The sequence below is a fragment of the Pseudomonas sp. AC016 genome (genome assembly GCF_979253365.1).
In genome coordinates this window covers 2,006,435-2,020,523 of record NZ_CEEDCC010000001.1, presented here as the reverse complement: position 1 = coordinate 2,020,523, position 14,089 = coordinate 2,006,435, and the positions used below count along the sequence as shown (strand labels likewise).

Sequence of the window (14,089 nt, the reverse complement as noted above, 5' to 3'; positions counted from 1 at the left end):
GCCTCTCAATTGCCCGCCCGGAGTCTGCATGCTCAACCTGCCTCGCCTGCTGTTGGTCCTTCTGGCCACAGCGGCGCTTCCTGCCCATGCCAGTTGGTATCTGGATAACGAGTCATCACGCCTGTCGTTCACCTCCACCAAAAACGCCGACATCGCCGAAGTGCATCGCTTTCTGGTACTGCACGGCAAGGTTGATGACAAAGGGCTGGCCGAGGTGGAAGTCGAACTGGAATCGGTCAGTACCGGCATCGCCCAGCGTGACGAGCGACTGCGTGATCAAGTGTTTCAGATAGGCCAGTTTCCCGCTGCCAGAATCAACGCCCGACTCGACATGCGCCCCATCAACGCCCTGGCGCCCGGCGCGCAGCTGGAGTTGCGCCTGCCGCTGTCGGTCAGCCTGCGTGGCAAGACCCACACCTACAACGCCGAATTGCTGGCCACGCGTCTGGATGATCGACGCTTTCAGGTCGTGACGCTCGAGCCTTTGGTGGTTCACGCTCAGGACTTCGATCTGGTGCCGGATTTCAACGCATTGCGCACTCACGCAAGTCTGTCGGCGATCAGCCTGTCGGTGCCCGTTGGCGCCGTCCTGATCTTCACGGCGCGCTGACATGAGCAGTGCGATCTTTCCGTGGCGTGAAAACAACCAGTTCAAACTGCTCATCGACGGCCCTGCGTTCTTCCCGCGCATGATTGCCGCCATCGACCGCGCCGAGCAGCAGGTCGATCTGGAACTGTATCTGGTCGAGGCAGGCGCCTGTGCCGACGCAATGGTGCGAGCACTGGTAGACGCCGCCCGCCGTGGCGTCATCGTGCGCTGCCTGTTCGACGACTTCGGTTCCAAAGCTTTCAACGCCGACCTGCGCAAACAACTGACCGATGCCGGTGTGATCCTGCGCTTCTACAACGCGATCCACTGGCGCCGCGGCCTGCGTAACTTCTACCGCGACCATCGCAAGATACTGGTGGTGGACAAGGCCCTGGCCGTGGTCGGCGGCACCGGCGTGACCGACGAATTCTGGGAACCGGACAAGGACGTGAGCCAGTGGCACGAGGTCATGGTGGAAATCACCGGCCCGCTGGTGATGGACTGGCAAGCGCTGTTCAACCGACAGTTTCACGTCAACCCGCGCCGCACCGCCTGGCGACCGAAAGAGAACTTCGGCCTGACGCACCTGCCCAACGCTCCGGTCTCCGGAGAAGGGCTGGGCCGCGTGGCCTACGCCGACTCACGTCAGCATCGCGACATCCTGCAATCACTGGTGCGCGCCCTGAACACCGGCCAGAAACGCATCTGGCTGGCGACGCCGTACTTCCTGCCCACCTGGAAAGTCCGTCGCTCCCTGCGCAGAGCCGCAGCGCGTGGCGTCGATGTGCGTTTGCTGCTCACCGGACCACGCACCGATCACCCGTCCGTGCGTTACGCAGGCCATCGTTACTACCCGCGCCTGTTACGCGCTGGCGTGAAAATCTTCGAATACCAACCGTGCTTCCTGCACCTGAAAATGGTCCTGATCGATGACTGGGTCAGCATCGGCTCGTGCAACTTCGACCACTGGAACCTGCGCTTCAACCTGGAAGCCAACGTCGAAGCCCTCGACCCGACGCTGACGAAAGACGTGGTCGCCAGCTTCGAAAAAGACTTCGCCCTGAGCGCCGAAACCACCCTGGCCGACTGGAAAGCCCGGCCACTGTGGCGACGCGTCAAACAGCGTCTCTGGGGCTGGATCGACCGGCTGGTGGTCAACCTGCTGGACCAGCGCAACTGAAGGGAAGGGGCCGGCAACGGCCCCGAGTGCGTATCAAGCTGGCTGGACAATACTGTCGAGCGAGCGATCCACCATGGCCTTGGCCAGCTCCGCCATGTGCAACACCGCAAACACCAGATCCCGGCTCGTGCCCTCGGCGTTATCGCCCGACTCGTAAGCGGTGGTGATGATGCAGCGCAACAGGTCCGAGGCGTAGTTGAGCGCTTCTTCCTGGGTGACGGATTGGTTGATGGTGTAGAGGGTGGCGGGCGGATCGGGGATAGTTCTTTGAAGCATGTCTAAACTCCAGCAGATGATGAGGGAGCCGTCAGTTATCGCTACCAAACGATAAGGTGGCGGCCGTGTGCAAGTTGGTAGACCGGCTGCTGGCACCCGGTGCATCCGAAGATGCCATGCGCACGGCCACCATAAGAGCAGGACGAAAAAACTCGCCTCGCAGAGGTGACGCGTTGCGCCAGCAAAGACAGGTCTACCAAACCCGATCGCTGATTTTGCAGCGACCGGGCAAGCCTAGAGACCGGAGTAAGCAGGCGCAAGGGGTTGGGATTCTCTCGGAAATTTCACTCAACGGATAGAGAGGCATCCTGCTATTGGCGGCTCGATGGTGGCGTTAAGGCGATTGTTTGGCGGGTTTTGAGCGATGGGCCGGATTTTCTTTTGCTGGCTGCCTTCGGAGAGGAGGGGGCCGGCGCGTTGCTCAGCCTGACCTGCATCTGCTCCACATGCCGTGATATTTGTTGATCGCCTGGCCGCTCCATATTGTCAAAGTCCACAGTACAAGCGGCTGAGACGTGGAGAAGAAAATGATCAAGAAAGTCATCGCTGGCGTTCTGGAAATCGCTTATCTGGAAATTGGCCGGTCCAACGGTGCCCCCGTCGTGCTGCTTCACGGATTTCCCTACGACGTGCACTCGTACGATGAGGTCGCAAGGATTCTGGCCTCCGAGGGGAAGCGCTGCCTAATCCCGTATCTACGAGGCTATGGCCCTACAAGGTTTTTGAGCTCACGCACAATGCGTTCTGGTGAGCAGGCCGCAGTTGGAGCTGACTTACTAGCTTTTCTCGACGCGCTGAAAATCAAAAGCGCTGTGTTGGCTGGATACGACTGGGGTGGGCGGGCAGCCTGTATCGTCGCTGCGCTATGGCCTGAACGGGTCGATGGACTGGTCAGTTGTGGTGGCTACAGCATCCAGAATATTGCCAAAGAGCGTGAGCCGGTTTCTCCTGAGGCCGAACAACTGCTTTGGTATCAATACTATTTGCATGGCGAGCGGGGCTATAAAGGCTTGTCTGCGAACAGACAGGAATTCTGCAAGCTCCTATGGGAAACGTGGTCCCCTACATGGCGTTTTTCGGATGAAGATTTTGCCTCAACAGCCCTGTCTTTCAGCAATCCAGACTTTGTGGATGTAGTGACCCACTCATACCGGCATCGTTTCGGACTGGTGGATGGCGATCCAGCCTACGAGCAGATCGAATCGAGACTTGCTGCACAACCTGAAATCTCGGTGCCAACGATAGTGCTGGAAGGCTTGGATGATGCAGTTGACCCGCCAAAGCAAGACGACCCGTTTATCAACCATTTTATAGGCCCTTACCGCCGGGACTTCGCAAGCGGAGCGGGGCATAACGTTCCGCAGGAGGCTGCTCAACAATTTGCTGACTGTATCTTGGGGCTTGGCCAGAAGGTATAGGACGTGGTTGGGGCTTGAGGTCGCATGCTTGGTAGGGAGGCCGTATTCAGGCGAGTCGAGTTCAATACTCTCATCGGGTGCTGGCAGCACTGTTGAATGGAATTGCTAAAGGCTACGAGCGCCATGGGGAACGTGAAGATATTGAATATGCATAACCGCCTACACAGAATCTTTACTCGCTGTGGTCGGTTACACATCAGTCTCGGTGCTTGAGGCCGACCGAGGCGCTACAGTTCCGAGATTCGATACTTCCCTGCCGATAAGGCCAGCACGCACGTTTTTTTATGCTGGGTGACTGCCGGACGATTGTCAGCTTCATTTTCTCCGGAGCCGTCCTGTCAGGAGAGACATCGTAGGCAACGCGAAGGGCAACGACATTGTCAGCGCCTCTTGGAATATAGTTCTGATCGTTGAATACGGTTTGTCGAGCTGAGTTAGTTGACAGGTGTATGTCCGATGCTCGAAGCCACGATGAGTCGAGTGATTGCCTTTGCACGGTGCCGCCTGCCCGAGTCGATTCCGCATCACTTCCGGCGTAACTGATCGCCTGATTGAACACAGAGTCGACATTCGAGATTCTGCTACCGAAGTGGAACGCACCTATCGTTGCCGCGCTTCCAATCACTACACAGATGACCACGTGAAAATGGCTACGTTTTTGACGGGTTCGAATGACTCGTTTTGGAGCGTCGGTAATGTCCGCTATCATCTTCGGATCGTCCTTGAAGAGCTAAAATCTACCCCACGCTTCGGGCTCCGCCCGTATCGTCCACGATCAAGCTTTGAAAAACAGGGCTATGATCCACAGCGGTAGCAAGAGTGCGAGAGGAACTACAATTATAAGGATTACGCCACGGACGACGTATCTCCAGCGGTAAAGCCGACTACCTTCAGGAGCGTCCCGGCTGCTTTCCAAAAATCCCATAACTCAAAAATTCTCAAGAAATCTATCAGATCCCCAAGATCGATAAGCATCGATGGCCTCGTTTTATATTTATGATGCATTGGAGTGCTGAAGGTATACTGCGGGCTGAGTGAGTGCAATCTACCCATCGCCGACTCTCAGACATTTAAATCAGATGAGTAGATAATCGACTACTATTCCAGCTATTTCCAGTGCGTATGAAAAACGAATCTTCCCAACATGAATCTACTGGCAGTACAGCCTATAACCTTGCGCAGGCCCACAGTGCCCGGCCCCTGTCCGTTGATGGCTATCATCAAACGGTAGAAATGTGTGGTCGCGTCGCCTGCGGCTGGCTGTTCCGCTACAGAATCATTTGCAGCGTGGACATACCAGAGCATGATCAAGAGTCATTCGCTGGAGCTTTAGGTTGCCTGGTTGCTGACGACGGAGAGATAAGTGATCTCTCAGGTCCGACGTTCATGGACATGCTTCACATGCTGGCATAGCTCGCGGAACTACTTCTGGTCGATTTCCGCCTGCCACCATAAGCATTGAGAGATGCTCTCAGCCTATCGTACCCAGAAAAAAGCTCAGATGGCGGGCAAAGGACCATTTCCTAGTCTATACATGGAAATCCCACGACAGGAGTTTCATCATGAGCAAACCCCAAGACCGCACGATTTCCCAACGCCCAGATGGGACGTGGGAAAACAAGCGCAACGATTCAGACCGAGCCTCGAGCGTCCACGATACTCAGGCAGAGGCGCAGCAAGCCGCGCGCGCGATGCTGCAAAACCAAGGCGGTGGTGAAATGACTACTAAAGGGCGCGACGGACAGTTCAGGACAAAAGACACCATCACGCCCGGCAATGATCCCCGTGACGTAAAAGGTTGAATACCGCTAACTTCGAGTTTACGCCTATGCCCTAGGTAGAAGTGCTTGGCATGACCTCGACGCACTAGGCGCAATTCGTTTAGGGGGGTTAACGCCTGCGAATCAGCCTCGGCGATAATTTCGAGATTGCACCCCGTGATCAATCGCAAAGGCTATGAGCGAGTGAATATTCATAGCCTCTAGCCGCCTGTACCTGATGATGTATTGTAGACATATCGACGACTGCCCCGTAATCTCAAACCAAGTCGTCAACCCTTGTCATTCTCTATACTTACCACCTTGCAAGAGCTGGCGTTGAGGTGATTGTTTGGCGGGTTTTTGAGTTCGGCCCGAATTCTTTTTTGCCGACTGCCGTGGCGAAGGGCTTGACTGCCTTCGACCAGAAGCGGACGTTCGCAACCGACCGCTATCGGCCAGAAGCAGTCCTTCACGATATGCAGCTATAACTCTGATGTGGCTTGGATTCCATTCCAAGCTAAGAGCATGCCCGCCGGGTTTGTGCAAGATGGTATGGGCCCTAGGAAAGCGATCTGGAAGATCACTGCTATTCTTAAGCTCCCATTCCTCTGAGGGAATTAGCTCCTCTGGCATAGGATGCAAGGCATTGGGATTATGGAACATATTTATGCTTCGGCTCAGGTTTCCTCGCAGTTATCGCCAACCTCATAGGCAAACAATTTTGGCAGGGATGCATTCGGATTGTGATCATGCATGGCGCCTATGTGGATCAATTCAATGTTGCTATCACCGAAGCCAGCCTGCGGGAGCTTTGATTTCGATCGCGCTACCTCGACATCAAGCACTTAGCCTCTGAAGGCGCTTGGGTTTATTGATTCCGACGCTGTTGCCAATTCGATTTCGGCATCAGAAGATGGAGGTGGAATTTTCGCAGCGACTGGATGTTGACCACGGTACGTTTACAGGAGGTAAACAATATGAGTTCGGCTCGGCATGACTACCAGCAATTCCTAACTTGGCTTCATCTTCCAGAACGCGGTGCTACCGAAGACACTCGACGGTTTGCAAATCTGGTCGACCGAGATTTCGACACCGTGGCTGCGCACTCGCGCGCTATGAGCCGCCGATCGGTACTATTAGCTGCCAAGGCTAAAGAGTCTCTGCTCCAAACCGACTTCACACCTCCCGTAGTTGCGGCAGCGGTTACTGTTGGTGAGTGGGCATGGAGCGCACTGCATAGTCTTACCGTCGGCCCTTTTCGTGGCTTCCGAGTGGCTGAGACATTCAATTTTCCTCAGCGAATTACCATGTTCTATGGCCCTAATGGCAGCGGAAAAACGAGCCTCTGCGAAGCGTTAGAGCTGGCACTCTTGGGGGCCGTAGATGAGGCGTCGGCTAAGCGAATCCCTGCTCAACGCTATTTCGCGAACCTTCATGAAAATAGGTATGAAGCCCCCACCCTCGCTGCACGAGGCGCGGAAGGTCAGGTGTCGGCAGTGCAAGCGGACTCAGAGGCCTATCGATTCTGCTTCGTTGAGAAAAACCGCATAGATAACTTTTCGCGAATCGCATCTAAGAGCGCAGGTGAAAAGAAGGATCTGATAGCGGCTCTGTTTGGTATGGAGCAGTTCCATGACTTCGTCACTAACTTCAACGAGTCGATGGACCAGCAGCTCAATCTAGTTGCGATCAAACAGCAGGAGCTCGAAACGCAGCGTGCAGCACTGCAGCGCGATCAAACAACAATAAATGGCGAGCTCCAGGCGGTTCAGACAATCGCGCAAGAGGAGACTGACTATGCTGGAGCGTATTCTGCCGGCCTCTCGTACCAGCAGCTTCTTGAACTCATCGGCAGCGATGCCGCTCCAGGTCGTCTGCATTACCTCAATGCGCAACTGGATGGGCCAACGCCAAGTCTATATGGCGTCAGCAGCGAGGCGTTGGTTGCGGCATATCAGGCTGCGGATCGTGAGCAGGAGCTGCTCGAGGATGTGGACAAAAGGCTAACTGCCAAGACTGGTGAGACCTCCTTCCAAAATCTGTACAACGCGGTTCTTGACTTACAAGCCTTGTCGCCCGACAACTGCCCCGCTTGCGGGACGCCAATCAATGGCGATTATCAGGTTGTACGTGACCCATACGTGCAGGCGCGTGACGGTCTGGCTCAGCTTCAAGAACTCGCTAACCTGCAGGCTGAAAAAAACGCAGTACGAGGCGAATGGGAACGTGCGTCTCGAGGCTTGGAGGGGCTGTTAACTGCCTTTGGTCAGCGCGTTAGCGCTCAGCCTGATCATGCCGATGACAGGGTGCGATATCTCGCATCTCCGGGTGCTGACCACCGTGCTGCCTGGTGGAAAGCGAGCTATGTAAAACTCGGCGATGCGCCTTCGATGGCGCAGAGGATCGTCGACTTAGCAGTCGAATGCGAAAGGATCGATACCCAGACGAACCAGGCACTGGCAGATCGCGCGGCACTGGCACAAGAGCGCACTCGGCTTGTTCAGGCAGCGCAAGATGTAGCTGGTTTTCAAACACGTCGCGCTGAGGTAGCCCGGCAAGTCGGCATAGCTAGACAGACAATTGCCAACTTTGACCAAGCGAATGCAGCGCTCATCGATGCTGTTCAGCAAGAGGCAGTGCAGCTCGTACTCAGTCGACGCATTAAAGCGGCCTATGACGAATTCTTGAGGCTGCTCAGGCAGTTCAGATCAGAGCTGCCCGGTACGCTCATAGCTGGGATTAACACTGTCGCTCTGGAGATCTATAACGAGTTCAACAGACGCGATCATGACGGCGACAAGCTAGCGGCACTTTATCTGCCGACCAACGAAGAAGAGCGTATCGGGCTGGCTTTTCGCGCTGCCCCAGATACCAGGATAGATGCGTTGCACGTCCTCAGCGAGGGACACGTTCGTTGCCTAGGCGTTGCAATCCTTCTTGCAAAGGCACTGCATATTCAAGCTCCGACGATCATCTTTGACGATGCGATCAACGCGATTGACACCGAGCACCGTGAAGGCATAAGAGAGGCGATCTTCCAGAGTGATCGCTTCGCAGCAACTCAAATTATCGTCACGTGCCATAGCAGCGAATTCATCAAGGATCTGCAGAACCATGTCGAGAAAGGCCAATGGACGGCCTACTACTTCATGCCTCATATCGGGGATCACCGGCCGCGGGTAAAAGGTAACGAGATAACCTTCAACTACTTGGAGCAGGCCCGTGCCGCCTTGGACATTGGTGACTGGCGCAACGCACTGGGCGCATCCAGGCAGGCACTGGAGATGCTTACGGACAAGATTTGGAAGTGGCTCGGCAAGAACGACCTCGGAGTAATAACCCTACCGTTAGCTGGCCGAGGGGCGGAGCCGAATCTGAGAAATCTCTGCGAGGCTTTGAAAAGACGGCTAGATGACTCGAGGACATTTGTGCACCAGGACAAGCCCGCCGTCGTTCAGGGGCTTTGTGACGTAATAGGTGTTCCGGTGCAATCGAACGTATGGACGTATCTAAACAAAGGCGTCCATGAAGAGGCTGACAGAGATGACTACGATCCGAACCTCGTCCGCACCATTGTGGAGAACCTTGAAAGGATGAATCAGCTTCGGCTTGGCTCAATGCCTGTTGCTATCGCTGGAGCCGCCCAAGCGGCAGTTATGCAAGCGGTCGCTGACGTGGCTAATCCGCTATAACTGTTTTCCGTCATCGGTAACCCGGCGACACATACAGAGGAATAGCCAGGCTCTTCCAGTGCTGTCTACGACCTCGGGGAGTTGCATATGGAGTGCTTCAGAGTCGACGAAAGTGGTTATACCGGATTTGACCTGCTAAATCTCGAGCAGAGGTTTCAAGGGGCCGCAGCCATTGCCATTGATGATGATCAGGCCAGACGCTTAATCCAAGAACACTTTCCTAAGCTACAAGCGGAAGAGCTCAAGTACCGGGCTCTGTCGCGCCGGCCAGCCAATCACCCACGGCTGCTGGCGTTAATGCGCGATGTCCTGACCCATCACAAGTGTGTTACCTACGTCTGTGATAAGCGCTTTCTGCTGCTGCTGATGTTTCTGGATTACGCAGTTGAACCTTACTACTACGAGCGCGGATGCGACTTTTATAAGGATGGGCAGAACTACGCGCTCGGGTCGCTGCTTTATGTGGCGGGCCCCACTCTTCTTGGAGAGGCAGCCTTTGAGCAGTTGCTCGTTTGTTTCCAGCGCGCAGTAAAGGAAAAAAGCCCTGCAGCACTTACCGACCTCGTGGCTGCTGCTCGCGCCACACGCTGGCAGGGACTACCGGAAGCTTTGGGGCCTTTGGCGCAGTACGCAGCGCCGGAATGCCTTCAAGCGATCGCCACATCAGGTGTCACCACTGACGCCGCTTTTGTGGTGTTGCAATCGCTGATAAACCGGATGGAAGTCATGGCTGACGGCCCCTACTTGGTTGAGCATGATCAGTCCAAAAACCTGCTCACTTACCATGACTTGCTGCTGCGCTTTATTAATCACGAGGACGAGGTCACATTTCGCCAATCGGAGATCGCGAGCCTCACCTTTCCACTCAAGCTCCAGTCAGTGACACAAGTCGACTCAAGGACCAGTCCTGCAGTACAGCTGGCGGACGTTATAATTGGTGCTGCCATTGAGGCGACTAATACGCTTACGGGACAGCGCGCCGGAGGGTTGAATCCTCATGATGTTATGTCCCTCTATGCGGATCATCAGATAATCCACATGCTGCCTTCGACTGACTTCGAAGAGCAGAAACGTTTCCGCCAGGATACGCAGGCCAATGAGGTCATAGATTATTTCGGCAAAAACTTCAGTAAGCCCTAGGTGATATTCCGCTTCGGGTGGAAAGCTGTCTTCATCAGGCGGCTGCTTCTGGCCGTTAGCTGTCTTTCCTCAAGGGCAGCTTTCGACCCATAGCGGACCCAGCGGTGATTCTTTCTTCTTTCGTCATGTTTGACTGTGTTTGCTCGCCTTTCGTGACGTGATGAGCGTCTGGCACATAGCGGCCACTTCTGGGATAGCCGCAGCCAGCGTGGACAACACCTGATACATCTCCTGGGCATCTGGAAATGGATATACATCCAGGCTCATGGCAATCCTAAGCTTGCGCGGATCGTGCTGTTCTCTGAGCCACGTCTCGACCTCACGCGTCATTGCCGCGCCGTTATCGTTTGTTTGCCAAGCCAATAAATTGAACAGTTCGACAACCAGCTCTTCGGGCACCGTTCGAGGTATCTCCGCGAACAGGCGATTGGCTAGGTCAAGCTCGCCAAATACGCTTACCACTTCGTTCACCGCGTCAAACGCCTGGATGTATTCGGCGGCGTTGCGCTCGATATTAATGATGTCGAGTGCTTGTTTTAACGATGGGTGCATTTGGTCATTCCATGGTGTTGCAGGGGGGTATGCAAATCAACATTGGACCCAACGCATCGTCGGTGCGTTGAGCCACGGTGCGGCAACATCTCACAGCTTAGAAGCGAGCGTTCACAACGAAAAGAAATATCTTTCACCTATTGCAAACGTCCGCTTTTGGCCGATTGCTGCCGTTCGTGACGGGCAGCAACCGGCCATCAACCGCCGTCAGAAAACCCAATGCCGCCGGTTATCACTCGACTGAAAACGGCCGAAAACGCTAGCATCAACAGTGGCTGGATTGATGCTCCACACCGCCTTTCGACAAAGTTAAATACGCTCGAATTCACCAGCTTTCCAGAAACACACCGTGGGCGAAAATGGGTCACCCGGATGTTGTCGATTTTCCGGGACGCTTAACTCTTCCTCACGTGTATGGAGCACCTTGTCGAAATCTTATGCGCAGCCGCAGCAAAATCTGTGCATTTACACGCGACGAGTACCACTGCTGTGAAGCCAATTGCCAACAGGCTGGGTCGTACAGAGCCGCTGTCAGTAATCGCTTCCTACCGCTGCGTTGTACGTGGTCAGCAACAGGTCGTAACCTGCACGGGCGTCAGCCAAGTCCTTGTTCAATTCTGGAGCGTCTGCACCTGCGGCCCAGTGCTGCTGAAGGCGAGCCAACTGATCGAGCCAGTCTTTGGCCGACGCGGTGGTGACGCTCCAGATCGGGGGCTTGTCGCCCTTCGCACGCAAGCGCGGCAAAGCTTTGACGAATGCGTCGGCCTCAAGTCTGGCGTTATCCAGCGACTGCTGCATCGCGAGCAATTGTAGGGGTGTCAGGCTCGCGCCGCTGCTCATGGCGTCGAGGGCGTTGATGGTCTGGCGGGCAAGCAGCATGAAGCGCAGCGTGTGCCAATGCTGGTCATGACCTGTGCTGGCTTCGATGGTCTGAAGCTGCTGAGCCCGCACCACCAACTGCGGCTGTTCCAATGCCTGGCGAAACGGGATGGACTGAATGCGCGTCTGGTCAATGAGGCGACGCAATTGTTCGTTGACCTCGGGGCTAAACTCGTTATCGAGTCCAGGTCTGAAGAACCTTTCCGCTTGCTCGGCGACAGGGCGTAGCGCCGCGTAAGTTTTTGCGTAATCGTTAGCCGTGGTTTGGGCTTCAGCGAGTTCGTCATGATAAACGCCTCCGGTATTGCAAGGCGAAGCCGCAGCACCCTTGGGCGGGATGGGTTCGCCCGAGCCCATGCCGAACTCGAGAAACTTGAAGGCAAGCGGATCAGTTTCGCGTTTTGCGATGAGCGCGCGGTACTCGGCATAACGCTGTTCCAGAAGATCGGCGCCGTTCACCAGACAGCCGTTCAAGACTTGCACCGTTGCCCATTGCAAGCTGGCGTAGTTGCCAAACAGTTTGGGCGGCTCCGATACCCGTTTGACCAGCGTCATCATCAATACCAGTACGACAACGGCGGCGCCAAATGTGCGAGTGGTGATCATGGGCGATCCTCCTGCCAGTCTTGGGTCCCATACCACTGACTGCGGTTCAACTCGCTCGGGCAGGGCTCGAGCGTCACTTGTCGGGCGGCGCATATGCGTTGCGGCCATGCCTGCAAGCCTTGGTTCACGGGGAGCGGCGCATGTCTGGCCAGCGCTGCAGCCAGCAGCACCGAGGGCACCAGCATGCCTATAAAGGCACCGAGCAGCACTTCGTAAGTTGCGCTGCTGCACAGGCGTGACAGGGCCGAAGCACAGCGTCTGGAGAGGTCCAGTCTGTTCCACACCGCCATGAGTGTGATGATGCCGACGTAAGTCAGCATCACCCTCTCACCGAACAGAAACAGAAAGGCGCCCAGCAGCCAGATCCACAGACTCTCTCGGATCGGCAGCGGAGTAGGGCGGCGCAGGCTCAGCCAGCGGCCGAAGTGCTTGTTAATCCAATTATCGACAGGCCACAGGCTACGGCCTACAGCGTCTCCGAACCAGGCGAGGAAGCAGGCGATCACCCCGAATATAAGCACCCGAAGCAGCATGCTCAGCAGGCTGCCATAAAAGGTCTCGCCGAGCTGATACTCCTGGAACCAACTGAAACAGGCCGACGCGCCGATCAGAGCCACTGGCACCGCCATAATCGGCGGATCACGGCGTAGGGGCCGCCAGATGTCAGGATTGAGTGAAGGCACCTCATCAAGCAACTGTGGATAGCGACTTTGCACGGTTTGATATAGAGCTTCGCAAACGTTCCAGTCCGCATACGAGAACTTGAAGCTCAGACGAACCCGGCTGTTTTCACTGAGGTCTTTGAACAGCATTCGTGCCGCGCGAGACTCGCTGGTATCAACTCGTTCAGCAAGGCGCAATTGCCGTTCAAGGAAGGTGTGTCTGTCGCTGCGTTGTTGCAGCTGGCTCCACCAAGGCTGCGGACAAAGGTGATCGTTGTCTTTCCAGCCCTGCTGAGCACAGATTTCGTCGAACAGGCTCTGCGACCAGACCGGAGCCTGGGCAAGCGCTATGGCCAGCCGCTCGCTCAGCCATCGCCGACCGTCCAGCGACTGCAGCCAAGGTGCCGCCTCAAGTGTGTTCGCGAGTTCAAGAAAGCGTGCGCTGTCACCGGTGGATACCGCCAGTTGTAACCAGGCACGCTCCGTCAGTCTTTCTCGCAATCGTTCGAGTGCAGCTCCGGGTAAGTCTATGCGCTGCCATGGGCTCAACCATTGGAAATGTTTGATCGCCAGGTCGGCCAGTTCCAGGTCACCATCGGCCAGACAGTACGACAGTAGACCTTGTTCAAACTCCGCTTCGCAGTCATATAGGCGGGCCTGGGCCAGCCAATCCTCGAAGTTGGCTGGAGTCAGTTCAGCAAGACACTGTTCTGCCAGGCGTCGGGCGGCGTACGGACTCGCAGCCTGCGGTGACTCGCTGTGCAGCGGGTCCTGCGGGAAGTCGAGCTCTGCAGACAGCACCGGCTCAACGGGTCGTTGCGGCGCCAGCGGCTCCAGTAATAGTTCCGGCTCTTGCTCTTGTTCTTGCTGCTTCCGGTCCGCCCATTCCAGCGCCTGATCGTAGGCTTCGCGCAGACGCTGGAAACCCTCGGGATCCTCATCGGGGCGGTGGCGCTTGAGCAGTATCGCGTACTGGCGCTTGATGCTGCGTTTATCAGCGTCAGCGGGCAGGCCCATGATCGACCAGCAGTTCATTGCCATACGCCTTCTTCAAAGGCGTCAAGCTGAGCCGTAATCTGCAGGCGCAACGCGCGAATGTCGTGCAGCTCTTGGGTATTGCACACACTTGAAGTGGGCGTGTCGCCCAATGCGTTCGAAACCAATCGCGCTTCGCCGTCGCGCCATGCGGCGATCAGACGGTGAGTGGTGTCGAGGTCGAGGCCGACGATCATGTACGTTGAAGCTCCCTGATAACCTGAATGCCGCTAGTCGGCCTTTGAGGCGGCTTAGCCTAGCGGAGTTGGATCGACGACCGAAGTAAAATTGAACGCCAAT

Annotated in this window: 11 protein-coding genes; 6 read left to right on the top strand and 5 right to left on the bottom strand. The window is 55.9% G+C overall.

Annotation, left to right across the window (positions count from 1 at the left end):
* Positions 1-28 precede the first annotated feature (28 nt).
* Together AC0IXS_RS08945 and AC0IXS_RS08940 are read left to right on the top strand one after the other, a co-directional pair.
* A complete protein-coding gene (locus AC0IXS_RS08945) occupies positions 29-610 on the top strand; it encodes a YceI family protein (RefSeq protein WP_029243261.1) in 582 nt (193 codons plus the stop codon).
* A 1-nt stretch (position 611) separates the two neighbouring features.
* Positions 612-1,769, top strand: a complete 1,158-nt coding sequence (locus AC0IXS_RS08940) for a phospholipase D-like domain-containing protein (protein ID WP_122499497.1) — start codon at positions 612-614, stop codon at positions 1,767-1,769.
* Positions 1,770-1,802: 33 nt separating this feature from the next.
* Here AC0IXS_RS08940 and AC0IXS_RS08935 read toward each other — a convergent pair whose 3' ends face one another.
* Complete coding sequence (locus AC0IXS_RS08935; protein ID WP_025996353.1) at positions 1,803-2,045, bottom strand: DUF6124 family protein; 243 nt, start codon at positions 2,043-2,045, stop codon at positions 1,803-1,805.
* A 527-nt stretch (positions 2,046-2,572) separates the two neighbouring features.
* Between AC0IXS_RS08935 and AC0IXS_RS08930 the strand changes: the two genes are divergently transcribed.
* The 4 genes from AC0IXS_RS08930 to AC0IXS_RS08915 all read left to right on the top strand — a co-directional run bounded on the left by AC0IXS_RS08930 (position 2,573) and on the right by AC0IXS_RS08915 (position 10,055).
* Positions 2,573-3,463 (top strand): alpha/beta fold hydrolase, encoded by an 891-nt coding sequence (locus AC0IXS_RS08930; RefSeq protein WP_471824418.1) that lies wholly within the window; start codon positions 2,573-2,575, stop codon positions 3,461-3,463.
* Positions 3,464-5,025: 1,562 nt separating this feature from the next.
* Positions 5,026-5,265, top strand: a complete 240-nt coding sequence (locus AC0IXS_RS08925; protein ID WP_471824417.1) for a DUF2188 domain-containing protein — start codon at positions 5,026-5,028, stop codon at positions 5,263-5,265.
* Positions 5,266-6,200: 935 nt separating this feature from the next.
* Entirely contained in the window at positions 6,201-8,915 is a 2,715-nt protein-coding gene (locus AC0IXS_RS08920) for an AAA family ATPase (RefSeq protein WP_471824416.1), read from the top strand.
* Between the two features lie 87 nt (positions 8,916-9,002).
* Positions 9,003-10,055, top strand: coding sequence for a DUF3800 domain-containing protein (locus AC0IXS_RS08915; RefSeq protein WP_471824415.1), 1,053 nt, complete (start codon positions 9,003-9,005; stop codon positions 10,053-10,055).
* 123 nt (positions 10,056-10,178) lie between these two features.
* Here AC0IXS_RS08915 and AC0IXS_RS08910 read toward each other — a convergent pair whose 3' ends face one another.
* From AC0IXS_RS08910 to AC0IXS_RS08895, 4 genes are all read right to left on the bottom strand, one after another.
* A complete protein-coding gene (locus AC0IXS_RS08910) occupies positions 10,179-10,607 on the bottom strand; it encodes a hypothetical protein (protein ID WP_471824413.1) in 429 nt (142 codons plus the stop codon).
* 531 nt (positions 10,608-11,138) lie between these two features.
* Positions 11,139-12,092 (bottom strand): DUF3829 domain-containing protein, encoded by a 954-nt coding sequence (locus tag AC0IXS_RS08905; RefSeq protein ID WP_163014618.1) that lies wholly within the window; start codon positions 12,090-12,092, stop codon positions 11,139-11,141.
* Entirely contained in the window at positions 12,089-13,789 is a 1,701-nt protein-coding gene (locus AC0IXS_RS08900; protein WP_191957044.1) for a J domain-containing protein, read from the bottom strand. Before AC0IXS_RS08900 ends, AC0IXS_RS08905 begins: the two co-directional genes overlap by 4 nt.
* Positions 13,786-13,986, bottom strand: coding sequence for a hypothetical protein (locus AC0IXS_RS08895; protein WP_122553450.1), 201 nt, complete (start codon positions 13,984-13,986; stop codon positions 13,786-13,788). The genes AC0IXS_RS08900 and AC0IXS_RS08895 overlap by 4 nt, the downstream gene beginning before the upstream one ends.
* Positions 13,987-14,089: the final 103 nt, after the last annotated feature.